Origin of the sequence: uncultured Helicobacter sp., from assembly GCF_937893305.1 — a bacterium.
GTDB lineage: Bacteria > Campylobacterota > Campylobacteria > Campylobacterales > Helicobacteraceae > Helicobacter_D.
Window position 1 is genome coordinate 1 of record NZ_CALBGN010000019.1, and the last position, 25340, is coordinate 25340.

30 protein-coding genes and 1 pseudogene are annotated in these 25340 nt (G+C 35.2%); 8 read left to right on the forward strand and 23 right to left on the reverse strand.

Going from position 1 to position 25340, the window contains the following annotated elements; genetic code table 11:
- The 6 genes from Q0358_RS06865 to ileS all read right to left on the reverse strand — a co-directional run.
- Window positions 1–807 (reverse strand): hypothetical protein (locus tag Q0358_RS06865; protein ID WP_299549289.1); only part of this gene is annotated, 807 nt, incomplete at its 3' end.
- A 357-nt stretch (window positions 808–1164) separates the two neighbouring features.
- A complete protein-coding gene (locus Q0358_RS06870) occupies window positions 1165–2937 on the reverse strand; it encodes a Na/Pi symporter (protein ID WP_299549292.1) in 1773 nt (590 codons plus the stop codon).
- Window positions 2938–2968: 31 nt separating this feature from the next.
- On the reverse strand, window positions 2969–3364 hold the full coding sequence (locus Q0358_RS06875; protein WP_317381164.1) for an FkbM family methyltransferase: 396 nt from the start codon (window positions 3362–3364) through the stop codon (window positions 2969–2971).
- Between the two features lie 32 nt (window positions 3365–3396).
- Complete coding sequence (locus Q0358_RS06880; protein ID WP_299549295.1) at window positions 3397–3861, reverse strand: FkbM family methyltransferase; 465 nt, start codon at window positions 3859–3861, stop codon at window positions 3397–3399.
- Between the two features lie 2 nt (window positions 3862–3863).
- On the reverse strand, window positions 3864–3992 hold the full coding sequence (locus Q0358_RS06885; RefSeq protein WP_299549298.1) for a hypothetical protein: 129 nt from the start codon (window positions 3990–3992) through the stop codon (window positions 3864–3866).
- A gap of 6 nt (window positions 3993–3998) precedes the next feature.
- On the reverse strand, window positions 3999–6785 hold the full coding sequence (ileS, locus tag Q0358_RS06890; protein ID WP_299549301.1) for an isoleucine--tRNA ligase: 2787 nt from the start codon (window positions 6783–6785) through the stop codon (window positions 3999–4001).
- A gap of 106 nt (window positions 6786–6891) precedes the next feature.
- On the opposite strand from ileS, the gene Q0358_RS06895 reads away from it, so the two are divergent.
- From Q0358_RS06895 to Q0358_RS06910, 4 genes are all read left to right on the forward strand, one after another.
- Complete coding sequence (locus Q0358_RS06895; protein WP_299549304.1) at window positions 6892–7191, forward strand: hypothetical protein; 300 nt, start codon at window positions 6892–6894, stop codon at window positions 7189–7191.
- 15 nt (window positions 7192–7206) lie between these two features.
- Window positions 7207–9171, forward strand: coding sequence for a hypothetical protein (locus Q0358_RS06900; RefSeq protein ID WP_299549307.1), 1965 nt, complete (start codon window positions 7207–7209; stop codon window positions 9169–9171).
- Window positions 9172–9270: 99 nt separating this feature from the next.
- Window positions 9271–10503 (forward strand): malic enzyme-like NAD(P)-binding protein, encoded by a 1233-nt coding sequence (locus Q0358_RS06905; protein ID WP_299549310.1) that lies wholly within the window; start codon window positions 9271–9273, stop codon window positions 10501–10503.
- Window positions 10504–10506: 3 nt separating this feature from the next.
- A complete protein-coding gene (locus tag Q0358_RS06910; RefSeq protein WP_299549313.1) occupies window positions 10507–10713 on the forward strand; it encodes a hypothetical protein in 207 nt (68 codons plus the stop codon).
- Here the strand turns inward: Q0358_RS06910 and Q0358_RS06915 are convergent.
- From Q0358_RS06915 to secG, 6 genes are all read right to left on the reverse strand, one after another.
- The gene (locus tag Q0358_RS06915; RefSeq protein WP_299549316.1) at window positions 10697–11296 is read right to left on the reverse strand and encodes a thiamine phosphate synthase; all 600 of its coding nucleotides are present in this window, start codon (window positions 11294–11296) and stop codon (window positions 10697–10699) included. The two genes, Q0358_RS06910 and Q0358_RS06915, sit on opposite strands and share 17 nt — an antisense overlap.
- Window positions 11280–11963, reverse strand: a complete 684-nt coding sequence (locus Q0358_RS06920) for a F0F1 ATP synthase subunit A (protein WP_299549319.1) — start codon at window positions 11961–11963, stop codon at window positions 11280–11282. The genes Q0358_RS06915 and Q0358_RS06920 overlap by 17 nt, the downstream gene beginning before the upstream one ends.
- A gap of 62 nt (window positions 11964–12025) precedes the next feature.
- Window positions 12026–12571, reverse strand: coding sequence for an RDD family protein (locus Q0358_RS06925; protein WP_299549322.1), 546 nt, complete (start codon window positions 12569–12571; stop codon window positions 12026–12028).
- Complete coding sequence (pyrE, locus tag Q0358_RS06930; RefSeq protein ID WP_299549325.1) at window positions 12571–13191, reverse strand: orotate phosphoribosyltransferase; 621 nt, start codon at window positions 13189–13191, stop codon at window positions 12571–12573. The genes Q0358_RS06925 and pyrE overlap by 1 nt, the downstream gene beginning before the upstream one ends.
- Window positions 13192–13218: 27 nt before the next feature.
- Window positions 13219–13773, reverse strand: a complete 555-nt coding sequence (gene frr / locus Q0358_RS06935; protein ID WP_299549328.1) for a ribosome recycling factor — start codon at window positions 13771–13773, stop codon at window positions 13219–13221.
- 9 nt (window positions 13774–13782) lie between these two features.
- A complete protein-coding gene (gene secG, locus Q0358_RS06940) occupies window positions 13783–14121 on the reverse strand; it encodes a preprotein translocase subunit SecG (protein WP_299549332.1) in 339 nt (112 codons plus the stop codon).
- Window positions 14122–14259: 138 nt separating this feature from the next.
- Between secG and Q0358_RS08440 the strand changes: the two are divergent.
- The 4 genes and pseudogenes from Q0358_RS08440 to Q0358_RS06955 all read left to right on the forward strand — a co-directional run.
- Window positions 14260–14424: pseudogene (locus Q0358_RS08440) on the forward strand (NERD domain-containing protein); the annotation flags it as partial.
- Between the two features lie 60 nt (window positions 14425–14484).
- Window positions 14485–14688, forward strand: coding sequence for a hypothetical protein (locus Q0358_RS06945; protein ID WP_299549335.1), 204 nt, complete (start codon window positions 14485–14487; stop codon window positions 14686–14688).
- Window positions 14667–14888, forward strand: coding sequence for a hypothetical protein (locus Q0358_RS06950; RefSeq protein WP_299549338.1), 222 nt, complete (start codon window positions 14667–14669; stop codon window positions 14886–14888). Before Q0358_RS06945 ends, Q0358_RS06950 begins: the two co-directional genes overlap by 22 nt.
- A gap of 49 nt (window positions 14889–14937) precedes the next feature.
- Complete coding sequence (locus Q0358_RS06955) at window positions 14938–15366, forward strand: hypothetical protein (protein WP_299549341.1); 429 nt, start codon at window positions 14938–14940, stop codon at window positions 15364–15366.
- Here Q0358_RS06955 and Q0358_RS06960 read toward each other — a convergent pair.
- From Q0358_RS06960 to Q0358_RS07010, 11 genes are all read right to left on the reverse strand, one after another.
- Window positions 15341–15883, reverse strand: coding sequence for a hypothetical protein (locus Q0358_RS06960; protein WP_299549344.1), 543 nt, complete (start codon window positions 15881–15883; stop codon window positions 15341–15343). The two genes, Q0358_RS06955 and Q0358_RS06960, sit on opposite strands and share 26 nt — an antisense overlap.
- A complete protein-coding gene (gene msrP / locus Q0358_RS06965) occupies window positions 15883–16827 on the reverse strand; it encodes a protein-methionine-sulfoxide reductase catalytic subunit MsrP (protein ID WP_299549347.1) in 945 nt (314 codons plus the stop codon). The genes Q0358_RS06960 and msrP overlap by 1 nt, the downstream gene beginning before the upstream one ends.
- 10 nt (window positions 16828–16837) lie before the next feature.
- Window positions 16838–18367, reverse strand: coding sequence for a 2-isopropylmalate synthase (locus Q0358_RS06970; RefSeq protein ID WP_299549350.1), 1530 nt, complete (start codon window positions 18365–18367; stop codon window positions 16838–16840).
- A 110-nt stretch (window positions 18368–18477) separates the two neighbouring features.
- Window positions 18478–19206 carry a CDP-diacylglycerol--serine O-phosphatidyltransferase gene (pssA, locus tag Q0358_RS06975; protein ID WP_299549353.1) on the reverse strand — a complete coding sequence of 243 codons (729 nt, stop codon included), beginning with the start codon at window positions 19204–19206 and terminating at the stop codon, window positions 18478–18480.
- Window positions 19207–19208: 2 nt separating this feature from the next.
- Window positions 19209–19835, reverse strand: coding sequence for a hypothetical protein (locus tag Q0358_RS06980; protein WP_299549356.1), 627 nt, complete (start codon window positions 19833–19835; stop codon window positions 19209–19211).
- 8 nt (window positions 19836–19843) lie between these two features.
- On the reverse strand, window positions 19844–21775 hold the full coding sequence (ftsH, locus tag Q0358_RS06985; protein WP_299549359.1) for an ATP-dependent zinc metalloprotease FtsH: 1932 nt from the start codon (window positions 21773–21775) through the stop codon (window positions 19844–19846).
- 10 nt (window positions 21776–21785) lie between these two features.
- Window positions 21786–22622, reverse strand: a complete 837-nt coding sequence (locus Q0358_RS06990) for a 50S ribosomal protein L11 methyltransferase (RefSeq protein WP_299549362.1) — start codon at window positions 22620–22622, stop codon at window positions 21786–21788.
- A gap of 3 nt (window positions 22623–22625) precedes the next feature.
- Window positions 22626–23000: a chemotaxis response regulator CheY gene (locus Q0358_RS06995; RefSeq protein ID WP_291030379.1), complete on the reverse strand. Its 375-nt coding sequence runs from the start codon at window positions 22998–23000 to the stop codon at window positions 22626–22628.
- 109 nt (window positions 23001–23109) lie between these two features.
- Window positions 23110–23823, reverse strand: coding sequence for a 1-(5-phosphoribosyl)-5-[(5-phosphoribosylamino)methylideneamino]imidazole-4-carboxamide isomerase (hisA, locus tag Q0358_RS07000; RefSeq protein ID WP_299549366.1), 714 nt, complete (start codon window positions 23821–23823; stop codon window positions 23110–23112).
- 10 nt (window positions 23824–23833) lie between these two features.
- Window positions 23834–24430, reverse strand: coding sequence for an imidazole glycerol phosphate synthase subunit HisH (hisH, locus tag Q0358_RS07005; RefSeq protein ID WP_299549369.1), 597 nt, complete (start codon window positions 24428–24430; stop codon window positions 23834–23836).
- Entirely contained in the window at window positions 24431–25336 is a 906-nt protein-coding gene (locus tag Q0358_RS07010; RefSeq protein ID WP_299549372.1) for a PDC sensor domain-containing protein, read from the reverse strand. It lies immediately after the preceding gene.
- Window positions 25337–25340: the final 4 nt, after the last annotated feature.

The window sequence follows — 25340 nt, forward strand, 5'->3', positions numbered from 1 at the left end:
TTTTGCATTGGTTCCGCTGTTTTTAATGTCGCCACCTACGCTACCGCCATTGATGAAGATGCCATTTGTGATGGTGCCAGAGTTAGTGATATTGCCTGTTAATTTACTATTGGCACTAACTTCTACTTTACCACCTATTGTTCCTTGATTAAGTATGGCATCTTGCCCTGAAGCATTAGTTGCATTAATGCTTCCACCATTGCTAATAGTAATATCACCTTGAATATTACCATTCCCATTGTTGGTTACTCTACCTGTAATAGCTCCTTGAATATCAACTTTTCCTGAAATTGTCGCACCATTATTATTATGGATTTCACCTGTTACAGAACCACCATTTTCAATTTTAAGATTACCCATTGTGTCATCATTTTGGATGCCACCACTCACGGAGCCAGTGTCAGTGATTAAAATCTGTTGCATTGTGCCAGATTGATTTTGAATGCCACCTTTAACTTGTCCTTTTATCTCAATGTCGTTAATCGTGCTCTTACCAGAAGCTACGCCTTGACCATTAAACCAAGAATTTACAATTGCACCCTCAATAACTCCTGTTTCTCCTACTTCGATTTTTTCAATCTTTGATTGTCTAAAAGTGATGATACTACTACCATTACCATTACCCTGAGTGCCAATGCTTCCATCAACTTTTATGCTATCAATTGTTGCTCCGTAACTACTAAAAATTCTACCATTTAATCTGCCACCTTCTTCTATAATAATACTATTGTTCTTAGTATAATTGCCCACTACAATAGAAGAATTACTAGAAACAGTGTTGCCAATTTGTGCCCTCCCCACATTCACAACCGCTCCTTTTTTTATCGTAACAGTTTCACTATTAATAGCAAAGGCATTATGATTACCAGTTATATCCCTTGCGACACTAGCACTTGTCAGTAGGGTTGTGAGAATTAGAGGACTACAGGAGAATGCGGTGAAGCGTTTTAAATTTGAGGTTTTACCCCCCCCCCCGCAGGGTTAATTGAACATTATTTTGCATTTATTTCTTCCTTGTTTGTAAAAATAAAAATGATTAATTATATTCTTTTAAATAATACAATTCAATAAAACATTTTTAATTTATTTTTTATTGCTTTTTCTGCCACTTTTTATATCCAAGCCTTTATTTATGCTTAAAAAAGAAATGCCTAAGGGAGTTCCTTAAGCGGTAGTTTGGCGTATATTATCTTCTTTTTTATCTGTATTATGCGTAATATACAAGCAATCAATCGCCCCTAAAAGCTTTGTTGCAATGGAGCGCACAAAGGATAAATCATTTATTAAAGAAGTGGATTGTGCTAAGGTGATTTTCTGATTATACACAAGCAATTCTGTTTTATTTACAATATACAAATCATCATAAGAAAACTCATTTTTACACGCTTTAATTTTCTTAAGCACTTGCGCGTTGTCATCTTCTGGCGTAATCTTTAGCTCTTCAACACTTCGTAAAAGCCTAGCTAGCGACTTTCTAATCGCGTCATACTCATCACTTAACGCCTTGTTTTCGCTCAAAGAATAGCGTTGAATGTTTTTTTGTAACAAAAGCATATATTTCACTGCTTCTACGATATTTTGTGTAGCAAGCTGTAAATTATAATACGAGTGGTTTTGCGCATCGCTTTCAATGTGTGCCTTAGCCTTGATACTAAACTCCATAATAGCATTATCAAGGGGCTTAATCGTGTTTTCATACAACTCATTAATATCAATATCTTTTTTAAGCATTGCTTTGTTTTTCGCAAGCGTTTCAAGGGCTTCAAAAGACTTAATATCACGGCGATTAAAGCCAATGCTATGCGCAATAATCCCAAAGGCATTGTTATATAGGTGCTTAATCTCTTTGCGCAAAACTTCTAAGGAAGTATCTGCATAATCTAGCGCAGAGTTTTCTAAATACAACGGCGCGCCAGAATCGCTATCTTTTTTGTTGCGCACCATTAAATAAAGCAAGTGAATAAGCTTTGGAATAAAAGGGAGCATTAAAAGGATTCCAATTAAATTAAACAATGTATGGAAAACTGCAAGCCTTAGCATATCATCTTGAATGTCTAAAAAGTCGCTAATTGCAGTTACTAAAAATAACATTTGATTAATAAAGACAATCGCCACAATGGCTGTGATTCCATTAAATACAATATGCGCTAGGGCTAATCGCTTACCATTAAGGTTTGAATTTATCGCTCCAAGTGCTGTTGTAACGCTTGAACCAATGTTTGCGCCAATCGCCATTGCAAGCGCGTTTTCATAGGTTACTTGCCCAACAGAAAGCGCGGAGATAACAATTACAAGAGTTGCGTGGCTACTTTGGGCAACGATAGTAAAAAGGATTCCAATAAAAGTAAAGACAAGCACACCTTTAAAGCCACTTACTGCATATTGTGTCAAATCTATCATTTCTTTATATACATCAAAGCCCTCTTTAATGTAATAAATTCCAAGAAAGATAAATCCGATTCCAACTAGCACATATCCGATTCCGCGCGTAATTCTATCTTTCACAAAAAGGCAAATCACACCAATGGCAATTAGTGGCAAGGCATATTCTGCGATATTAACCTTAATCCCAATTCCAGCGATAATCCAAGCCCCTGTCGTTGTTCCAAGGTTTGCTCCAAAAATCACACCTACGCCTTGTGCTAGAGTAATGATTCCAGCAGATACAAAGGAAATTGCAAAAAGTGAAATTAGTGTGCTAGATTGCATAAGTGCTGTTGAGATTGTCCCAAAGATTATGCTCTTTAGCGTATTAGAAGTTGCTTTTTTCATAATCTTTTCTAGCACACCGCCACTTAGAAGTTTAAATCCGTCTTCAAGCGTTAGCATTCCAAACAAGAAAATCCCAACGCCTGCGATAATCTCAACACTATCTTTGTGCATATAAAAAATATAGCACAATACAAAAATTGCTAAAGGTAACCCGATTCTTTGCAAAAACACTCCTTTTAATAAAATAAGCAAAAATTTATTTCAACAATAATAACCCCATCAATCCAACAATACACACCAAAAGACAAATTTCAATAATTTGAAGTCTCTTTGAAAGGCGAAGGCGATTTATAATATTCCAACAATAATCACCGCCAATATCAAAAGCGACTCTTTCCAGACTTGCACTATTTTTAGCTAAAATTTGTCTTTCATTTACAGATTCTAACGGAACAAATAAATGTGTAGGCGCACCATTTCTTGATCCAAAAGCATCCCAATACACATATTCCATTTTTTCTAAAATCCGTTCCACTCTTGAAAAATCCAATAAATATCTATTTTCCACATAAATTAAAGGACGATTTTTAGCAATCAGCTTATTTGCTCCTTCTAGCACCTTATGCTCCATTCCTTCCACATCAATTTTCATTGCAGCAATATCACCTTTTAAATTTAGGGCATCTAAGGGCTTGCAAATAATCCCCCCCCCCCCTCACCTACAGACTCTCTCTGTATTAGGGTCATTCCTCCAAAATTACTTGGAATCTCTTTTTCAAAATACAGCATTTCTTCACAATTTGACACACCCATCTCATACACTTTAATAGCTTCTTCAAAAGCATTAAGCTTAATGCTTTCTTTTGCAATTGCACTCATTTTTTTGTTTGCTTCAAAAGCATAGACTTTATATCCATTTGCCGCAAAAAACAATGCATGATTGCCAATATTCATTCCTACATCAAGCACTAAAGAGCCTCTTTTAATCCTTTTTAGCATTGTCTGAAGCATTTCATACTCATAGGGCTGCTTTGTTGTGTTGATAATTTTTTGAATATAATCTGTTTTTTTAAAGGGCAAATACATTTGATATTTAACACCTTCTTTCTTTAAATCTAAAACAACCACATCTTTTTGATAATTTTTCATTTTTATTCCTTATTTTTTAAGCGTTTTAAAAACACAAATCCAAGCCACATTGCAGAAACAACCACCACAATGCTCACCCAAGTTTCATCAAGCCCAACAGGCTGTGTTAAATCAAAAAACCCTTGATTCATCTTAATCTAAATCCCCAAAACTTCTGCACAACGCGCACAAGGTTGCTCGTTAGCTTCACTTATAAACTGCCAACAACGCGGACATTTATGCCCACTTGCTTTATAAATTGCATAATTTTCGCCATTAAATGTGAAAGTTGCAAGCGCATTTTCTGCATTATTTTTCTTAATAGCACTCACCATTAACCAAAGATTTAATTCCTTAAAACCTTCCATAGAAGTTGGAATTCCCAAATCCACTTCAAGCGTGGATTTAATTTTGGATTCCTTTTTTAAAGCATCAATTTGCTCTAAAAAACTTGAACGCAATTCTAAAAGCATTTCAAAATCCACACTTGGAGTTTCAAAGCCAGGTAAAGGCTGATAGAATAAATCTAGCACATCATAACTTGCAACATTTGCAATTCCACAAGATTCTAATAACGCCTTACTTTGCGTGTGACTTAAAGCCTCATTAATAGTATAAGTTAAAATTGGGGCAAGCACTCCAAAAAGCCTACCACAAATTAAAGCCATTACACTTTGTGCAGCTTTACGCTCTTTCGAATTTAGCGCATTGCAATACAAATTATCCTTGCATAAATCCAAATAGATTCCACTTAACTCTACATTTAAGAAGTAATTTAACTCTTGCAATCCCTTTGAAAATTCGTAATTTAAAAAGAGTTGATTGACGCTTTCAAAGCATTTTTTAGCACATTTTAAAATCCACAAATCAATCTGTGAAAAATGCTCAACTTCTAAGAACTCTAAAGATTCCACATTGGCAAGTAAAAAGCGGATTGTATTGCGGATTTTACGATAATTATCGCCCACTTGTTTTAAAATATTTTCTGAAATCCTTTGATCATTTTGATAATCACTTTGTGCCACCCAAAGGCGCAAAATCTCACTTCCAAAGTCTTTTAACACTTTCTCTGGTGGAATCACATTGCCTTTAGATTTGCTCATTTTCTCACCATTTTCGTCCATTGTAAAGCCGTGCGTTAAAATGCTTTGATAAGGCGCACATTCATTAATCGCACAGCTTACAAGCAAGGAACTATGAAACCACCCTCTATGCTGGTCGCTCCCCTCTAAATACATTTGCGCTGGATAACCGCCACTTGTGTATTTTGCATTACTTAATACAGCTTTCCAAGTGCTTCCACTATCAAACCATACATCTAAAATATGGTGGATTTTTTCTAAATGCTCACTTTGCGCTTTAAAGCTTGGAGGTAACAGCTCTTCTACACTTTTGCTCCACCACGCATCACAGCCCTCTTTACTAAAAATATCTGCTACAAAATCTAAAATTTCAGCATTTAATAACACTTCACCACTGCGCTTATCCCTAAAAAACGCAATAGGCACCCCCCAATCCCTTTGTCTTGAAATGCACCAATCAGGGCGTTCTTCAATCATAGAACGGATTCTACGACGTCCGTGTTCTGGGTAAAAACGCGTTGTGTCAATTTGTTCTAATGCCACTTCTCGTAATGTTTTTCCCTTGCTACTAAAGGGTGTATCCATCATCACAAACCATTGTGCCGTTGCCCTGAAAATAATCGGTTGGTGCGAACGCCAACAATGCGGATAAGAATGCTTGATCTTAGTATGTTTTAAAAGATTTTCTCCTAAAAGTTCAAAAATCCTTACATGCGTGTCAAAAACAAATTTTCCTACAAATTCATCAGGATTAAACAATAATTGCTCTCTAATTAAAGTCTCATCAAAGCAGCCTTTATCATCAACTGGCATATACACAGGTAAATGGTATTTTAATCCCACAAAATAATCATCTTCTCCGTGTCCTGGAGCTGTATGCACACAACCGCTTCCCTCACCCACTGCAACATGTTCTCCTAGAATAATCTTAGAATCTTTACCATTTAACGGATTAATTGCGTGTTTGTTTTCTAAAATTTTTGCACTAAAGGTTTTTAGGATTCCATTCTTTACAATGCCACTTTGGGTAAGTTTTTCCACTTGTGAAGCTAGCACAATTTTACCATCGCTTGTTAATGCGTAAGTTTCATTAGGATTTAACGCAATTCCACTATTTGCAGGCAAAGTCCAAGGTGTTGTTGTCCAAATCACACATTGTGCATTTTGGATTCCACATTCCTTTACTCCAATAGCATTTAAAGCATCATCTTGCAAATTAAACGCTACAAAGATAGAATCACTTTCTTTTTCGGCATACTCCACTTCTGCTTCAGCAAGTGCAGTCTGACAAGCCCAGCTCCAATACACGGGCTTACTGCGCTCTTTTAATAACCCTTTTTTTGCTATTTCACAAAGCGCTTTATAAATTTCTGCTTCAAAAGCAAAATCCATTGTTTGATAAGGATTATCAAAATCCCCCCAAACACCAAGCCTTAAAAATTCATCTTTTTGGATTTCTACAAACTCTTGTGCGTGCTTACGACAAAGCTCTCTAATTTTAGTTTTTGGCAAATTATCCTTTTTTTCTTTTCCAATTTTTTTTTCAACTTGTTGTTCAATAGGCAATCCGTGGCAATCCCAACCGGGCGTGTAAAACACTTTTTTACCTTGAAAATAATGATACTTCACAATAATATCTTTTAAAATCTTATTGAGTGCGTGTCCAATGTGAATATGCCCATTTGCATAAGGAGGACCATCGTGGAGATTAAAGCTTACATTAGCGTTTTGGCGATTTTTTAACATTTTTGCATAAATGCCATTTTCTTTCCATTTTACATAAGTTTTAGGCTCATTTTGTGGTAAATTACCGCGCATAGGGAAGCTTGTTAGAGGCAGCACAAGAGTATCTTTATAATCCATAAAATTCCTTCATTTTTAGCAATAAAGTTTAAATTTTACCTTCATTTGATTTAAAGCTGTATTATTTTAAGTTATTTTGAACTCTTTTTTTAATAAACTTCAGTTTATGAAAAAATTATTATTTTTAATTAGTCTTATTTTTGTTGTTGGATTTTTAGGTGCTTGCAGTGGGGATAACAATTCTTTCTTATACAAAAGCTCAAATTGTAATGATGCAAAACGCGATTGTTTAATTAAATGTCGCAAAGATGGCAAAGGACAGACAAAATGCCTTGAAGAGTGCGAAAAAGTGCGCGGAATGTGTGAGGCTGTTAAAACAAAGGGTTGCTTACAAGACTGCAACGCACGCCACGGAAAAAACTCTCCAAATGCCGAGCAGTGTAAAAAACGCTGTCAAGGTCTATAGCCCAAAACACACACAATGAAAGATCTTTTAAAATCCAAAATTTCGCTTTGTGTGCTTGGATTTTTACTAGCCTTTGGAGGAATCTTTGCGTTGCTATTTTCTCCTGTTGGAAATTATTTTGTTGCAAATTTAATCCTTCAACATTTAGAATCCAAATCAGGTTTTGCTTGGGAAGCGCGTAGCTTTAAACTATCTTTTGGCTCTTTTAGTTTGGATTTTAGCGCGCAAAACCAAAATTTAGAACTATTTGCCAAGGGTGATTACTCGCTTTTAACCCAAAGTCTTCAAGGTGATTTTTTGTTAAATTCTAATGGCTTTTTGCTACCACTTAAAACACATCAAAAATCTCTCAATATCCCTAAAGATGTTTGGGTTGAAGGAAAATTTTCTGGAGAGATTTCAAACTTTTTTATACAAGCAAACAGCAACATTCTACAAGCACGCAGTGATGTAAGCGCAGCCTTTTCTTATCTAACCCCACAAAGCATTAGTCTTACAACAAAAGATGCAAGCCTTGCAAAAGTCTTTGAAATGCTAAATATTATCCCATATAGTGATGGAATCTTAAGCTTTGATTTGCAACTAAACCGCCATTTAATGCAAAACACTTTTGATGGCAATATTGCATTAAATATTGATGGTGGAGATTTAGACACACAGGCGTTTTTAGAGACTTTTCATTTAAACATTTCCCCAACGCATTTCATCACGCAATTTCAAGGCACAATCACACAAAATACGCTTGAATACTCTTTTAATCTCTATTCTAGCGTTGGAGATATGCTCCTAAAAGGCACCACAAATATCCACTCTCTTGCTACAAACACAGATTTTAACATCAAGCTTCAAAGCTTATCGCCTTTTTCTCCTTTTTTTAAGATCCCACTTGGTGGAAGTTTTCTAGCAAAAGGAACTGCATTAGGCGATGTGAATAATATGCTAATTCAAGGCGGAATCACTCTTGAAAATTCACCTATTAATTTTCGTTTAAGCTTACAGGATTTGAAACCTCACACTTTTGAGCTAAATAGTCAAAATCTCCAAGCAACGGCTCTTTTAAAACTCTTTAATCAACCAGCTTATCTTAATGGAGACTTAACACTAAAAGTGCTTTTACGCGACTTTGCGCACGGAATTTCAGGAATTGCAAAAATCCAAGGCAATAATCTTTTTATCAATAGTCCGCTATTTGAAACCCACACAAAGATCGGCTTTCCATCTACTGCATTTATCTTAGATTCCAAAGTTGAACTTGCACAAGGCAAAGGTGTAGTGGATTACCTTTTAGATTCCAATATCATACGCTTACAAAGTCAAGGCGGAAGCATTAACTTGGCACCTTTTAGATTAAATCTCCCCCAAAATATTAATGCTAGCAAACTCCAAAATCTCTCTTATAATAACAAAAGCCTACTAAATGGCACACTAAACCTTAATGGCATTGCAACACAAGATTCCATAACACTAAATGGTGCGATTACACAAAACAAGTCAGAATCCAAAATGCGTCTTGCTTTAAATAAAAAACGCATTAATTTTCATTTGGACAATTTAAACCCTAAGCAAATCTACACAATTTTTCCCAAGATCCCACCTTTTTTAAAGACACTACAAGGTCGTGCTAACCTACATTTTCAACACGATTTTTTAGAACGCGCAAAACATATAAATTTTGATCTTTTAACCTTAAAATTTCAAAAAGGAGCACTTTTAAATAATCTTAATAAAATCAGCTGCCAAAACTTAAACAACATTTCATTTAGTGGTCATTTTTACAATCAACTTCAAACAGACAAGCTCCTAAGCACTTTTAAAATAGACGCCAAAACAGATTCCAATTTCCCGCGTATTCACGCCTCTAAAATCCTAACTCATTCTAACACTCTTAGTGGAAATCTCACAATTCAATGTAATAAAAATCAAAAAGAAATCAATATAAATGGAACTTTACAAAATCCAAAATTTAAAAAAGCGATATAAAAATATAAATTTATTACAATTTAAACTTAAATTCATTTTTTCTTTATATTAATTTTGTTTAAATGCGTGCAAAATTTTTACTCTTTATAAGGCTCCATAATGGAAGATTTAAAACAAACTTATCCAGATTCCCTACCCTATCACCAAGGTGGTAAAATTGAGGTGATTGCGCGCACCAAACTTGATAATGAACACGACTTGTCTCTTGCATATTCTCCTGGTGTTGCCGTCCCTTGTAAAGAGATCCAACGCGATCCAAACTCCGCTTATGAATACACAGCAAAAAGCAATCTTGTTGCCGTAATTTCTAATGGAACAGCAGTTTTAGGATTGGGAGACATCGGTGCGCTTGCAGGCAAACCTGTAATGGAAGGAAAGGCAGTGCTTTTTAAAAAATTTGCCGACATTAATGCTTTTGATATTGAAGTTGATGAAACTAACCCGGATAAATTTATTGATATTGTGCGCGCCATCGCTCCAACCTTTGGTGGAATCAATTTAGAAGATATTAAAGCACCAGAATGCTTTTATATAGAATCACGCTTAAAAGAGATATTAAATATACCCATTATGCACGATGATCAACACGGAACAGCTATTATCTCTGCATCTGGAATCATTAATGGTGCAAAAGTTGCAAATAAAAATATTACGGATTTAAAAGTTGTGGTTTTAGGCGCAGGAGGTGCTGCTATTGCTTGCGCAAAAATCGCTCAAAGATTAGGAGTTAAAGACCTTGTAATGTTTGATAGCAAAGGAGCAATCACCACACATCGCAAAGATAATCTTAATGGTTTTAAAAAAGATTTTATTGTAGATAGAGAAATCAACTCTTATAAAGATGCACTAGATGGTGCAGATGTGATTTTAGGACTATCAAGAGCCGATATTTTAGAGGCAAAAGATATTGAAGGAATGAATTCTAATCCAATGATTTTTGTAATGAGCAATCCTGTGCCAGAAATTAGTCCAGAAATCGTGCGCAAGGTGCGACCAGATGCGATTATTGCCACAGGAAGAAGTGATTATCCTAATCAAATCAATAATGTTTTAGGATTTCCTTATATTTTTAAGGGCGCATTAAAAGCGCGTGCAAGATGCATTAACGAAAAGATGAAGCTTGCAGCAGCAAGGGCATTAGCAGACTTAGCAAGAGCAGAGATCCCAAATGCGCTAAAAGAAGAATTAGAGAGAATCCACGGCAGAACCTTTGAATTTGGCAAAGAATACATTATCCCAAGCCCTTTTGATTCTCGCTTAAAAGAATTTATTTCAAATGCAGTTGCGCAAGCTGCTATTGATAGCGGTGTAGCACGCATTAAAAGCTTATAATTTATGGAAGATTTTACTTATAAACTTGTAATGTTTGGCTTTAGTGCGTTATGTGAAGATTTAGAAGAAGTCAAACGCCGCCTAAGCATTTATCCCACAGAGCGTTACACACTTGAAAATGGCGATGAGTGCTTTTTGCTTGATCGCGATACGCACGAAATTTATCCCATTATCCTAAAAGACAATCGCTTTGTTATTGATGGACTCTAGTTATAGGGCTAGAATCTAAATTTAAAAAATACCTGATAGAAGCAAAGTTGTGAATTTTTGTTTGTTCTAGTGCATTAAGTTCAGTTTTTGTAATAATCCCACCTAGTGCGAAAATCTCCGCCCTATAATTTTTTGGCTCAATCTGCTTTAAAAATTCAACACCTAGTGGAATCCCTTTATTTGGAGTTTTAAAAATCGGACTGATTGTAATCCCATTAGCCCCTATTTTATCAGCATTTTCTAAGCTTTTTAAATCATGTGCGCTATAAAAAACATAACGGAAGATTTTTTTATAATTTTGAATTGCATTGCTTTGTTTTTCATTACAATGCACACCATCAAAGCCCAGCTCTAAAGCTAATTTAGCATTAGAATTTAGCAAGCTCACCACATTAAATTTGGCATTCAATTCTAAAAAAATCTTCATTAATTTTAATTCAAACTGCATTGTTTTATCGCGATAAGCAGCAAATTGTGGGCGATGTTCTTCTAAGATTCTTTGATAAAATTCATAAAAATCTAAAGGGGATTTTGGATAGAGAAAGGGATCAGTTATAAGGTAAGCCTTAATGGGCTTCCTCACTTTCTAAAACTGCACCTGCTAAGAATACATAAGTTAGAATCATAAAAATAAATGCTTGTAAAAATGCCATAAATGTTAAAAGCAAAAATGCTGGAAGTGGAGCCACCCAAGGAGCAAGCATTAACATTACAAGCAAGAACATATCATCTCCCTTAATATTTCCAAAAAGACGGAAAGATAAAGAAACAAGCCTTGAACAATGTGAAATAATTTCAATAGGGAACATTAAAGGAGCTAACGGTTTAATTGGTCCTGCAAAATGTGCAAAATATTTTACAACTCCAAAAGTGCGAATTCCTTCAAAATTATAAAATACAAACACCACCAATGCAAGTGTCAATGTAAAATTTAAGCTTGAAGAAGGGGCTTCAAATCCCGGAATAATCCCAATTAAATTTGCCAAACATACAAAAAGTGCAAGTGTTGCAGTTAAAGGCAAATATTTGCGCGCCTTTTCTTCTCCAATCACATCTTTTGCCATAAAAATCACACCACCTAAAAAGGCTTCAAAAACATTTTGTATCGTTCCGGGAACAATTTGAAGCTTAGAAGTTGCAAGTTTTGCCAAAATAACGGCAATGACTGCAACTAATACTGTGTGAATTGCAATAATAAAGTCGTGATCGTGGCTAATCATTCCAAAAAAGGTAAATAATCGTCCGTCCATTTAAGACTCCCTTTAGTAATTTAAAAGTTGATAATTATGCCAAAAATAAATTTAATTAATAATTAACCTTTTCTTAGCACAAGAGTTTGCAATAAAATATCGTGCAATGCTTTTTTGTCTTTGCGCCATAATGGCAACAAGATTCCAATGATTGTCGTTCCAGAGAGTAAAAAACCAAAAAAGCGCAAAAGCGCGAAAGTAAATGTTACTTTTTTTCCATTCTCGCGCACAATCCACAAATCATAAGCCTTTTTCCCGGGCGTTTGTCCTTTAATTGCTAAAAGCAATGCCACAATCCCTGCATAAATCAAAACTCCAGCAGCAGGAGCCCAACTAGACTCACGAAATCCTTGCGCACTCCCAACAACAACATAGGTTAAAACATATAACAAAGGCATATAAATCATAAAAGTATCAATCACTTGCGCCTTCCCGCGCTCCAAAAACCCCGCATAAAAAAGAGCTTTAGAATCGCTATTTTCCAAATCTTCACGCAACTTTGATGGGAGATTTTCAAAGGTCTTGGAATCTAAAATATTGGAATCTTTTTTGGTTTGATTTTGCTTAAGGCTTAATCTCTTGCCTTGTTTAATTTCTCTCCAGCGCACTACCTTTCCTGATTTCCACGACTTCCAGGCTTAATAATCTCTAAGCCTTTTTTACACAATGGACAATCTTTTTCATCATAAGTATCAAATACAAAATCTTCTAATGCAAATAAAGGCAGATTTTCATCTAACTTGCACTCTGGAGTTTCTGAATTTCTTAACACATTGTAACGATTACAAATTCCACGATTTGCCAATGCTGCAAATCCTACAATTTCAGCCCCTAAAGCCTTGATAACACTTGCAGATTCCATTGCAGAACCACCAGTGGTAATAATATCTTCACAAATTAAAACTTTTTCTTTAGGCTTAATTTCAAAGCCTCTTCTTAGCGTCATTATCCCACCTACACGCTCTGTGAAAATAAAACGCACTCCAAGAGCGCGTGCTAACTCATAACCTGCTAAAATCCCGCCCAAAGCAGGAGAGCAGATACAATCTACTTTAATCCCAGATTTATGGACTAATAATGCCAACTCATAGGCTAAACGTTCTGCTACTTTTGGATTTTCTAGCACTTTTGCAGATTGTAAATAAAATGGCGAATGTTTTCCACTACTTAATAAAAAATGTCCTTCTAAAAGTGCGTTTGCATCTTTATAAATTTGTGCAATATCCATGATAATTCCTTAAATTTTAGATTCCAACTAGATTTTCAATAAATCTTCTTCTTTATGTTTTACTAATTCATCAATTTTTTTTGTAGCATTATCAGTGAATTTTTGAATCTCATCTTGCCCTTTTTTAGATTCATCTTCACTAATTTCTTTATCTTTTTCTAATTTTTTAATCTTATCATTAGAATCTTTTCTAATATTGCGAATTGCCACTTTTGCTTTTTCGCCGATATTCTTTGCTTCTTTTGCAATCTCCTTTCTTTGCTCACTTGTCATTGGAGGAAAAAAGAGTTTAATTGTTTCACCATCATTATTTGGATTTACCCCTATATTTGCTTCTTGAATTGCTCTTTCAATGTCTTTTAGTAAATTTTTCTCCCAAGGAGTAATCACAATCGTGCTTGCATCTTGAGCAATAACAGAACCAACTTGATTAAGCGGAGTTGGTGTATCATAATAATCAATACGAATGGAATCAAGAATAGACACGGAGACTTTTCCGCTACGCAAAGTTCCAAACTCTTTTTTCATCGCTTCAATGCTTTTATCCATCGCTTCTTTTGTGTGTGTGTAAATCGCTTCCATAAGATTCCTTTATTTAGATTCCGTATTTTGCGGATCAGTCGTGGGGGTTTGCGTTGTAGCAGGCACAGCAGGCACAGCAGGAGTTGCTGGAATTTCCACTCCATCGACAATAGAACGCTTTGCATCTTGCATATAAAGATACCCAAGCGCAATAGTATTTAACACAAAAAGCAAGCCAAACCCAAAAGTAAGCTTTGCTAAAAACCCAGCTGGACCCTTTGCCCCAAACAAACTCTCATTACTTCCACTATATGCTCCAAGCCCAATGCTTGAACTTTTTTGCATCATCACAACAATGGTGATTAAAATTGCAAGCACAAATTGCAAAACCAACAAAATTCCACTCATAATCTACCTTTTGATTTTAAAAAAATTCCGCGCATTTTACCTAAACATACTTAAAGAAAAACATAATTTTACACACCAGATCTTGTATAAATCTTTTTAAAGCCATGTGAAAGTTATGTTTGCGATTCCATCTCTTTTATTCTAAAAAGCGACAATAAAGACAACTACTATCTTATCCCAAAAGCAAAGCTAGAAAGCAATGGAATCATTTATAAGATTGATTTACTTTCACTGCACCCAACTTTAGGGATTTATATTATTGAAGTAAAAAATTGGAATTCTTTAGAGTTAATTCGCAAAAAATCTCTCTATCAACAAGATTATATGCTTTGTGATGAAACGCAAGATATACTAGAAGGGTTTATGAGCATTGTCTATAAAGAAATCAAATATTGTGTCTTCTTTATTGATGAAGCACAAAGATTCTATTCTTATCCAATGCAAAACATTGCACAAATTTTTCATCATTTTAAATTTGAAAAATTTTCAATGCAAGAATGCGTTAAAAACTTAAAAATGTATATAGATTCCCATCAAACATCGCAATGTGCACTTTTGAAATTCTAAACAAAAACAAGAGTCTAAATGAATATTATAAAAAATCTTATTATCTTAAAGGTAATTTTACTAATGATATTAATTGTATTTTAAAAGCAGAAGAAATTCATCTACAAAATCTATCTAATGACGATCATCTAAAATCACTACTACAAAACCTGCCCCAAGCAGAAAACAATATTGTTCTAACTTATAGTAATCAACATTAATCACATCAATGCGCTCTTAAAATCTATCCAAAGAACAGATATAAAAGCAATGGCAATTCAAGGCATTAAAGGACTTGAAGCACAAAATATTATTATTCACGGATTTGTAAATTTCTTAAACATTACACAAAACAACGAAAAGGACTTGCTTTATCGCAAAGCTTATGTTCTCCTAACACGCACAAGAGAGAATCTCTATTTAGATTTTAGTGCAAAGGCAAAGGCTTATTCTAAGAAGGAAGTCCAAGAAATTTTAGATATTATTGAAGGATTTACCGAAAAAATCAAAACACAAAAAACAACAACAAAATTAGAATCTAAAAACACTTCTAACAATCTCTCTCTTGCTAAAATCCGCCCAATTCTATCTGATACAAAAATAGTGCGGAACTCGTTGTTGCTGCTAGTGAAATCTTTGCTATTGTTGCAGAGTTATTCAACTTCTAAACTCTTTACAAATCCTTCAATGCACCTTTAGCTCTCCATAGCTTGAAGGCTAAGGCACATAAGGCAATTGCGAACAAAGCATAATACAAAGAGCTTAAAACTTTTTGCAACATCACAATATGCAAAACCCCAAAAAACACAGCCAAATACACAAGAAAACTGACTCTAAAGCGTCTAAAAATCTGCAATAAAGACGCCAAAAAGGCGAACAGCATCGCCAAAAAACCAATCCCTCCAACAATTAAATGCTTTTCAGAAAAAATCTTTTGCACCATTGGTGCAATTTCTCCTCCAAAATCTAAATGCACAAAAATCAAAAAATGCCAAAGCGCCGCTACAAAAGCTAAGACTCCAAAAACTTTTCCATAAGGACTTGGTAACCAAAGTCCAAAAAAGAGCAAGCCAAAAGAAAACCAACCCGTGTAATCATAAAGCATTTCAAAAGAAAAATAAATTCCATATAGCACTTGATTTTCTACATTTAAGATTCCATAATAACCAAATATAATAGTAGCTAAAACAATACAGAACCCTAAAAGACTGCGCATTAATAAAGCTTTGTGCGATCTAAGCCTACATAAAAATGCTCCACTTCTTTAGCATAGCCATTAAGATATAGAGTTGGAATCTGTCCGCGCTTCCCAATTATACGCTCACTTTTTTGTGACCATCTAGGATGTGAAACTTCAGGATCTACATTACCATAAAATCCGTATTCTTTAGGATTTTCATCTTCCCAAGTAGAAATAGGCTTCTCTTTTAAAAACTCAATCTTATCAATGCTTTTGATAGACTTATATCCATATTTCCAAGGCACAACTAAGCGCAAAGGTGCGCCATTTTGTGGCGGAAGTGGCTTTTTATACATTCCAACTGCCATAAGTGTCAAAGGGTGCATTGCTTCATCAAAACGCAACACTTCTTTATAGGGAAAGTCAAGCAATTGCATAGGACCCTGCATAGGAAACTGCTTAGGATCATATAAAGTTGTAAAACGTAGATATTTTGCATTACTATTTGGTTTTGCGAGTTCTATTAATTCCCTAAGCTCAAAGCCAACCCAAGGGATTACCATACTCCAAGCCTCAACGCAACGAAATCTATACACTCTTTCTACCAAATGCACCTGTTTTAATAAATCTTCATAAGAGATCTTAAAGGGTTTTTGCACTTCTCCTTCAATGCGAATCTCCCAAGGCGAAGTCTTTAATATGTGTGCTTTGTTTTTAGGATCTGTTTTAGAAAAACCAAATTCATAAAAATTATTATAACTTGTAGCAATTTCTTCTCTTGTAAGATCCAAATATTCCCCATTTAAAACAAACGCATCTTGCGCACTCATTGCTTTAAATTTTAGCTCTTGTTCTTTTAATACAGCCGCTAAAAGATTATCTGTTGCCAAAGCACTCACTAAAGTCCCAGCACCCAATTTTAAAAAACGCCTTCTTTCATAAAACAACGCTTCTGGTGTGATTTCTAAGTTTTGTTTCAAGGTTTCTCCATTATTTAGCCACTAAAGAAGACATTGATAAATAACTATTTAATGCGCCAATATAAGCTTTAGCAGTTGCTTGTAAAGTATCCAAATGCAATCCGTGTCCAATAAATGCGGGCTGACTTGCTTCAAATTCCACTTTAACGACAACTTTTGCAAGCGCATCTTTGCCCTCACTTACCGCTTCCACTTTGTAATCTTTTAAGATTCCATTATAGCCGCTAATTCTATCAATTGTTTTTAAAATTGCATCTACACTTCCATTACCAATAGCTGCATCAATGCGGCTATTGCCATCTTTTTGGATAGAAATTGCAGCATAAGGCACCCCATTAGAATCACTACTAATCTGCACAGAAAGTAGCTCAAAGATTTGTGGGATCTTTGTTGCTTCTTCGGTTAAAAGTGCGCGAATATCTTCATCATACACTTCCTTTTTCTTATCACACAACACTTTAAATTTCTCAAATGCACTATTAAGCACATCTTTATCTAAATCATCAAATCCCAAACTTATTAATTTATCTTTAAACGCCGCTCTACCACTATGCTTTCCAAGCACTAAACCATTATCCTGTGGAATCCCAATATCACTTGCGGACATAATTTCATAAGTTTCTCTATGTTTTAGCATTCCATCTTGATGGATTCCACTCTCGTGTGCAAAAGCATTTTTTCCAACAATGGCTTTATTAGGCTGCGGACAAATCCCAGTAATATCCGCAACTAACTTACTTGTAGCATAGATTTCTCTTGTATTAATGCGTGTATCTAAATCTCCAAAAATATCCTTGCGCGTTTTTAAAATCATCACAATTTCTTCTAATGCAGTATTCCCTGCACGCTCTCCTAGCCCATTAATTGTACATTCTAATTGCCTTGCTCCATTTTGGATTCCAACAAGTGAGTTTGCAACCGCTAATCCTAAATCATTATGACAATGCACAGATAAGATTGCTAATTCCCCCACACAAGATTTAAGCTCTTTTATAATATATCCCAATTCTTCAGGTAAGCGGTATCCAACTGTATCTGGTAGATTTAAAGTTCCAGCCCCTGCTTCAATCACAGCAAGAGCTACTTCCTTTAAAAATCCTATATCACTTCTGCACGCATCTTCACAGCTAAACTCCACATCTTCACATAAACTTTTTGCAAGTTTAACCGATTCTACTGCACGTTTAAGCACTTCATTAGGCTGCATTTTCAACTTAAATTCCATATGGATAGGACTTGTAGCAATAAAAGTATGAATACGCTTTTGTTTTGCCGTCTCTAATGCCTTTGCTGCGTGTTCAATATCCTTTGGGATTGCACGCGCTAGAGAGCAAATTGCACTATTTTGCACCACTTCTGAAATTCTACTAATTGCTTCAAAATCTCCCGGACTTGCAGCGGCAAATCCTGCTTCTATCACATCAACACCAAGGCGTTCTAATTGTAAAGCAAGCTTAATCTTTTCTTCCGTATTCATTGAAGCACCAGGGCTTTGCTCACCATCTCTTAAAGTTGTATCAAAAATCTTAATCATTTCCATTAAAAATCCTTAAAAAGTATATAATCAATAAATTTTACAATCACAGAGGAAAACATAAAAAAAGCGTTAAAAGATTTTTAAAACAATAAAAGACAAATTTTGTTCGCATTCTAATCCCTATTAAAGCGTTTTACAAATAGATAATATGTCGCGCGTATCGGACCAAAACACACATAAAGCGAGATAAATATTACAATCGTAAAAATAGGATAAATAAACAAAATTGCTAAAAATAACATCAAAACTACAATAATTTTTCCAAAACTAAATTTCTTTAAATTTATTTTTTTAAAGCTAGGATAACGAATATTACTCACCATCAAAAGAGAAACAGCAAGACTTGCAATCATTAAAAATAGCAAAATATCATTAGAATAGTCTAAATGCATATGACTTAAATGAATCTCAAAAAGCAACCAACTAACAACAAACACCGCAGCAGCAGGGATTGGAAGCCCAATAAAAACATTAGGTTCATTATTGTTTGTAGTAACATTAAAGCGCGCTAAACGGATTGCTCCAAAAACCACATACAATCCAGCCACAACAACTCCAAATTTTCCATAATGAAACCCTGTATAAATAAACAAAATCATTGCTGGTGCCACACCAAAAGCCACAACATCTGCTAGCGAGTCAAACTCCACTCCAAACTTGCTTGTCGTCCCTGTTAGTCTTGCAACACGCCCATCTAAACCATCAAAGATTAAACACAAAATTACAAGCCAGCACGCAAGAGAAAAACGCCCCATAAACGCATAAGAAATTGCTAAAATTGCAAGATAAATGCTAGCACCTGTAAAAAGATTTGGCAGAATATAAAGCGGATCAATGCGCATTGCTATTCCTTAAAACTTGCAAGCAGCGTTTGCCCTGCATAAATCTTATCGCCAATATTTACCTTTAACTCCGAGTTCAATGGCATTACAAGCTCTGCATTCCCACTTAAAAAAAAGCCCAAACGCTCACCTAACTTAAAATCCAAATCCCAAAAATACAAAACAAGTTGCGAAAAATTCTTCGGATATAAAGTTAAATACAACCTCTTCTTGCTCTCATTATCACGCTTAAAGGCAATCTTCACGCGCTCTCCAATAATCTCATCTCCATTTTTGATTCCAATAACACGCTCTAATTCCACAGCCTCCCCAGCTCTACCAAGCCTAGCCAATGGCATTCTAAGCATTCCACAAAAGCAAATGGGCTTTTTAATACTTAAATGGATTCCATCTTCTTTATTTTGGATATTTTTAATCACACCATCTAAAGGTGCTAACACACAATCATCAGCAATATCTTCTGCAATGCGTTCTAAATTCCGATAAAAATATGCTATGCTTAAAACAACAATCAAAAAAACAAAAGCTAAAAAATCCCAATTCAACAACCAAGCAAACAAAAATGCAAGTAATGCAACCCCTAGAGGCTTCCAACCTTCTTTTGCGATGAGTTCTGTGGTTGTTTTCATATTGCCCCTTATGCTTCTTCTTTTTCTTCTACAACAAGGCGTGATTCCATATTATTTGCCACTTCATATTCCCTAATAATTTCACGCACTTTTTCACCATCAATATTTTCTTTTTCAAATAATTCTTTAACAATATTCTCAATGGCTTCCCTATAAGTTTCTAATGAAGATTTAACTGCTTCAAAGCGTTCATTTAAAACCGCTTTGATATGTGTATCCATTTTTTGCGCCATTTCTTCGCTATATTCTCTAGTGCTACTTAAGCCACCATTTAAAAACACATTGCGCTGCTTTTCAAGCACCATTAATCCCGCAACTTCAGTCATTCCATAATAACTTACCATTGCTTTAATAATATCTGTCGCACGCTCTAAATCGTTGCTAGCTCCTGTTGAAATTTCTCCTAAAAACACTGCTTCAGCAGCTCTTCCACCAAGCAAAACATCAACTTCTGCTAAGAGTTCGTGTTTCTGCATTAGATATTTATTTTCTTCTGGAGCATTAAGCGTATAACCAAGTGCTGCAAGTCCGCGTGGGATAATAGAAACTTTAGTAACTTTCTTTGCTCCCTTTGTAATTTCTGCAATCAATGCGTGTCCGCTCTCGTGGTAAGCAACGATTTTCTTCTCTTTTGGAGAGATTCTACGCGATTTTTTTTCCAATCCTGCAATCCCTCTCTCAACTGCTTCTAAAAAGTCGCTTTGCTCCACTTCTTTTTTATTATTACGCCCAGCAAGCAATGCCGCTTCATTAACAATATTTGCCAAATCTGCACCTGCAAGTCCCGCCGTTAGTTTTGCTACCTCAAACAAATCTACATTGCGTGCTAATTTAATCTTTTTAATATGCACTTTTAAAATCTCAACACGCCCTTCAAAATCTGGCTTATCCACTAGCACTTGTCTATCAAATCTTCCCGGTCTTAAAAGGGCTGGATCAAGAACTTCAGGACGATTTGTCGCTGCAAGAACGATGACAGGAGAGGCATCAGAGCTAAATCCATCCATTTCTGCCAAAAGCTGATTAAGCGTTTGTTCTCTTTCGTCATTTCCGCTTATCATTCCTCCTGCTGCACGGCTTTTTCCAATAGCGTCAATCTCATCAATAAAAATAATGCTTGGAGCTTCTTTTTTTGCATTTTCAAACAAATCTCGCACACGACTAGCACCAACCCCAACAAACATCTCAATAAAGCTACTTCCACTTACAGAAAAAAACGGCACATTTGCTTCTCCTGCAACTGCTTTTGCTAAAAGTGTTTTTCCAGTTCCCGGAGGTCCTACTAAAAGCACACCTTTTGGAATTTTAGCTCCTAAAGTTGCATAACGATCAGGATTTTTTAAGAAATCCACCACTTCTACAACCTCATCTTTTGCTTCTGCATTTCCTGCCATATCTTCAAATTTCACATTTGGCTTTTCTGCATTTACAAGTTTTTTAGAGCTGCCAATCCCTAGGATTCCACTCCCCATATTTTTTTGCATACGATTTGCTAAAAACATCCAAATTGCAAAGAAAATGAACACTGGCAACACCCAACCAAAAAGCATATCACTTAGCCAATTATTCTCACTATAACCTGTGTATTCTACACCTTTTTCATCAAGCAAAGGGATTAATGTATTATCAGGATTGACGCGCTGGGCATTGTAGATAATCTTGCTCCCACCATTTTCAGAGGTTGCTTTGATATTTGTTTGTCCAATTGCAACAAAATCCACTTGTTTATTCTCAATGAGCTTTTTAAGCTCATAATAATTAATCGTTCTTGTTGTGCTTGCTCCACTTAGTTTGCTAACTTCTCCACTAGGAGACATCATCTTAAATGCCACAATTGCAATAATTGCAAAAATCACAAAAACCATTAATGGATTTTGATTAAAAAATCCATTTGGTTTTTGATCTTTGGGATTTTGATTATTATTGTTCGGGTTTTGCATTTATATCCTTTTATTTTTGTAACACTAAAGTTGCCCACTCTGCATTAACTTCTTGTGAGATAATTTTAAAATCTTTGAATTTAGCAAGAACTTTTGGAAGATATTTCTCTAAAATTCCTGATAAAATCAAATAACCTTTTATTTTTACAAAATCCTGCAAAGGAAGTGCCACGATAATATCAGCTAAAAGATTTGCCACAACAATATCAAAGGATTCTCTGTTTTGTGTAATCATATCTAAAGAACCTAAAAAAACTTGATCTAATACAATAGCATTGTTTTGCATATTTTCTTTTGTAGAATCCACTGCTATTTCATCAGTATCACACGCCCATACAATCGCACCACTTTTTTTTGCACAAATGCCTAAAATGCCACTTCCACAACCAACATCTAAAACCTTTTTGTGATGAAGATCTAATGCGTCTAGTGCTTTTAAACAGCCAAAAGTGCTTGCGTGATGCCCACTTCCAAAGGCAAGTGCTGGATCTATCACAACATTAATCTTATCAGCCTTTTTTGCATACCAAGAAGGATAAATATAGTATTTTCCGCACTCAATAGGAGTGATGGAAGCGCGATATTTAGCAATCCAATCCTCATTTGCGCAAACACTCATATCTATTTCTAGCCTAACTGCTTCTCCAAAGATTTTTTCTATCTTTTTAGCATAGGCATTTAACTGCGCTTTTAAAGATTCTACCTCTTCCTTAGATTTTTCAGTGCGAATAAGGAATCCATTTTCAATCTCTTCAATTGCCTCTTTGGTAATCTCTAGTGCTTTATCTTGTAGTAACCACAAATAATTATTAGCCTTAATGCTTAGGCAATGATAATAAGATTCCATCTTTTAGTCATTTACACCTAGAACGACTTCTAATTTTTCTTTTAAAACTTGTGGCGTGAAAGGCTTTACAATATAGTTATTTACACCAGCCTTTAATGCAGTGATTACTTCTGCTTTTCCACCTTCTGTTGTAACCATAATAATGGGAATATCTTTAAAGCGTTCATCTGCACGCACTTTTTTAACCAAATCTAAACCATTCATTTCAGGCATATTCCAATCCGTAATGAGAACTTTAACATCAGGATTAGAGTTCATTTTCTCCCAGCCCTCAACACCATTTTCGCCTTCTAAAATATCATTATAACCAAGTCTTGCTAAGGTATTTTTGATAATTCTACGCATTGTAGAACTATCATCAACAACAACCATTTTCAAAGCTAACTCCTTTAAAAATTAAAATTTCTAATTAGAAAAATTAACGGAGCATATTAACATAATTTCTTATAAGAAAAAATAAAATTCTAAAGTTTTATGCGATTTACGCTTATGTATCTCCAAATTTTTCAAAAACTTCTCTTAAATCAATTTTTCCCTCATAAAACGCTTTTCCTACAATCACACCATCAATTTTAGCATTTTTTAACTCCCTAAAATCCTCTAAGCTTGATAACCCCCCGCTAGCAATTGTAAAAAGATTGCTTTTTTGCTGAATTGTTTTTGTAAAATCTATATTCACACCATTTAGCATTCCATCACGCGCAATATCTGTGCAGATAATTGCCTTGATTTTACTACCTTTAAAAATCTCTGCAAACTCCCAAGCTAGTGTGCTTCCGCTTTTAGCCCAACCTTCTGTTGCAACCTTGCCATCTTTTGCATCAATCCCAACTACCACTGCATATTTTTCTGCCATTTTAAGAACAAACTCTGGATTTTTAAGCGCAATAGAACCCAAAATCACGCGCTCTACACCTATATCGCAATAACTTTTAATAATCTCTTCATTGCGGATTCCACCGCCAACTTCAATTTTAAGCTTGGATTCTTTGCAAATTCTTTCAATAATCTTACGATTTTTAGGCTCTCCTGCAAAAGCACCATCTAAATCCACAATATGCAAATATTTAGCACCTAAATCTTCAAAATGTCTTGCAAAATCTAAAGGATTATTTGCGTAAATTTTTGCGCTTTCCATCTCCCCTTGACTAAGACGCACAGCACAACCTTCTTTTAAATCAATTGCTGGAATAATCTGCACAATCTCCCCCTTATAAGTTTATAAAATTTTTCAAAATCAAAAGCCCAATATTATGTGATTTTTCTGGGTGTGGCTGGATTCCAAAAATATTCTCTTTTTGAACAATAGAAGCAAAATCCACTCCATAATTGCTAACACCAACTGCATTTTCTAAATTTTTAACATAAAAACTATGCACAAAATACAAATAAAAGTTGGAATCCAAATGTTTTAACAAATCCGATTCTAACCTTTTACACACAAGATTCCACCCAATATGTGGAATCTTTTTTTCACCAGAATCAAACTTCACTACTTCACCTTTTAATAATCCAAGCCCAAAGTGTTCGCCAAACTCATAACTCTTTTCAAAAAGCAGTTGCATTCCAAGACAAATTCCAAGTAATGGTTTGCCACTCTTTGCAAATTCTATCAAGGCTTCTTGCATACCAGAAGTGCGCAAATGCTCCATTGCATCACCAAATGCACCAACTCCGGGTAAAATCAAACGATCATAATTTTTAAGATTTTGCGGATCTTCTTCAATTTGTACTTTTTCTCCAAGCTTCACAATCGCATTTTGCACACTTGCAAGATTACCCACTTGATAATTTACAATCCCTAGCATTTAATCTCTTTTAAACTTTGCTGTAAAACGCATATAAACCGCAAGTCCAATAAGCAAGCAAGTTACAGCACCAATTAAATACACCGCATAAATCAATTTTTCAGGTTCAATAATAGTAAATTTAAACACAAGCATTAACGCTTCAATAGCAAGTGCTATTACAATAGAGCCCAAAAAGCGTGTCATTGTCTTATGCACCATTTTAGAATCCTGTGATTTTTGTCGCCCCAATACCTCTTCTTCAAAAATCGCGCGCACCAAGTCAAAAATCGCCAATGAGAGCGTGATTAAAATTGTCGCCTCAAACACATCTTTAATATCTAAACGATTGAAGCGCAATAAGCCTTCCCACATACTAATTCCACCCTTTACTAAAAGCAAGGCACTCACTAAAAACAAGGCTGAAGACATCACAAAATACACACTCTTTCCAAAACCAGAAAAGAATCCAAAAAGCGGTGCTGGACGCACAAGGAGAGAAGTTTGCTCTAAGGGGATATCCATACACACAACATACACTAGCTTGCCCTTATCATTATAAAGTGGATAAGACACGGTTACAACAAGATTCCCACTAGCAAGAGAGGGATAAGGATCTGTTAAAATACATTTTTTTTCTTTCACAGCGCGATAAAAATAAGCGCGCTCATTGTGATTTTCTCCCTTTTTACACTCTAAAGTAGAATCCCTTGTAATCCCATCTAACACTAAAGTTCCACTTGCATCAAGGACATATAAAAGTTCAAAAATCCCAACTTCGTGTTCAATCTTATGCAATCCATCAATAATTTTATTTAATTCAATATGTGGAAGATTGTTTTTGATATTCCGTTGCAGTAAAAAACACAAATACGCTCTAATCTCATAGCGCATTTCGCTAAATTGCAAAATCTCTTTTGAAAGCATTGTT

What these genes read in the sequence shown, in the direction of transcription:
- Q0358_RS06875 (WP_317381164.1), bottom strand. Translation starts at nt 3,364, where the DNA reads ATGAAAATTGATGTGGAAGGAATGGAGCATAAGGTGCTAGAAGGAGCA.
- Q0358_RS06880 (WP_299549295.1), bottom strand. Translation starts at nt 3,861, where the DNA reads ATGAAAAATTATCAAAAAGATGTGGTTGTTTTAGATTTAAAGAAAGAA.
- Q0358_RS06885 (WP_299549298.1), bottom strand. Translation starts at nt 3,992, where the DNA reads ATGAATCAAGGGTTTTTTGATTTAACACAGCCTGTTGGGCTTGATGAA.
- ileS (WP_299549301.1), bottom strand. Translation starts at nt 6,785, where the DNA reads ATGGATTATAAAGATACTCTTGTGCTGCCTCTAACAAGCTTCCCTATG.
- Q0358_RS06895 (WP_299549304.1), top strand. Translation starts at nt 6,892, where the DNA reads ATGAAAAAATTATTATTTTTAATTAGTCTTATTTTTGTTGTTGGATTT.
- Q0358_RS06900 (WP_299549307.1), top strand. Translation starts at nt 7,207, where the DNA reads ATGAAAGATCTTTTAAAATCCAAAATTTCGCTTTGTGTGCTTGGATTT.
- Q0358_RS06905 (WP_299549310.1), top strand. Translation starts at nt 9,271, where the DNA reads ATGGAAGATTTAAAACAAACTTATCCAGATTCCCTACCCTATCACCAA.
- Q0358_RS06910 (WP_299549313.1), top strand. Translation starts at nt 10,507, where the DNA reads ATGGAAGATTTTACTTATAAACTTGTAATGTTTGGCTTTAGTGCGTTA.
- Q0358_RS06920 (WP_299549319.1), bottom strand. Translation starts at nt 11,963, where the DNA reads ATGGACGGACGATTATTTACCTTTTTTGGAATGATTAGCCACGATCAC.
- pyrE (WP_299549325.1), bottom strand. Translation starts at nt 13,191, where the DNA reads ATGGATATTGCACAAATTTATAAAGATGCAAACGCACTTTTAGAAGGA.
- frr (WP_299549328.1), bottom strand. Translation starts at nt 13,773, where the DNA reads ATGGAAGCGATTTACACACACACAAAAGAAGCGATGGATAAAAGCATT.
- secG (WP_299549332.1), bottom strand. Translation starts at nt 14,121, where the DNA reads ATGAGTGGAATTTTGTTGGTTTTGCAATTTGTGCTTGCAATTTTAATC.
- Q0358_RS06945 (WP_299549335.1), top strand. Translation starts at nt 14,485, where the DNA reads ATGAGCATTGTCTATAAAGAAATCAAATATTGTGTCTTCTTTATTGAT.
- Q0358_RS06950 (WP_299549338.1), top strand. Translation starts at nt 14,667, where the DNA reads ATGTGCACTTTTGAAATTCTAAACAAAAACAAGAGTCTAAATGAATAT.
- Q0358_RS06955 (WP_299549341.1), top strand. Translation starts at nt 14,938, where the DNA reads ATGGCAATTCAAGGCATTAAAGGACTTGAAGCACAAAATATTATTATT.
- Q0358_RS06960 (WP_299549344.1), bottom strand. Translation starts at nt 15,883, where the DNA reads ATGCGCAGTCTTTTAGGGTTCTGTATTGTTTTAGCTACTATTATATTT.
- Q0358_RS06970 (WP_299549350.1), bottom strand. Translation starts at nt 18,367, where the DNA reads ATGGAAATGATTAAGATTTTTGATACAACTTTAAGAGATGGTGAGCAA.
- pssA (WP_299549353.1), bottom strand. Translation starts at nt 19,206, where the DNA reads ATGCGCATTGATCCGCTTTATATTCTGCCAAATCTTTTTACAGGTGCT.
- Q0358_RS06980 (WP_299549356.1), bottom strand. Translation starts at nt 19,835, where the DNA reads ATGAAAACAACCACAGAACTCATCGCAAAAGAAGGTTGGAAGCCTCTA.
- ftsH (WP_299549359.1), bottom strand. Translation starts at nt 21,775, where the DNA reads ATGCAAAACCCGAACAATAATAATCAAAATCCCAAAGATCAAAAACCA.
- Q0358_RS06990 (WP_299549362.1), bottom strand. Translation starts at nt 22,622, where the DNA reads ATGGAATCTTATTATCATTGCCTAAGCATTAAGGCTAATAATTATTTG.
- hisH (WP_299549369.1), bottom strand. Translation starts at nt 24,430, where the DNA reads ATGCTAGGGATTGTAAATTATCAAGTGGGTAATCTTGCAAGTGTGCAA.
- Q0358_RS07010 (WP_299549372.1), bottom strand. Translation starts at nt 25,336, where the DNA reads ATGCTTTCAAAAGAGATTTTGCAATTTAGCGAAATGCGCTATGAGATT.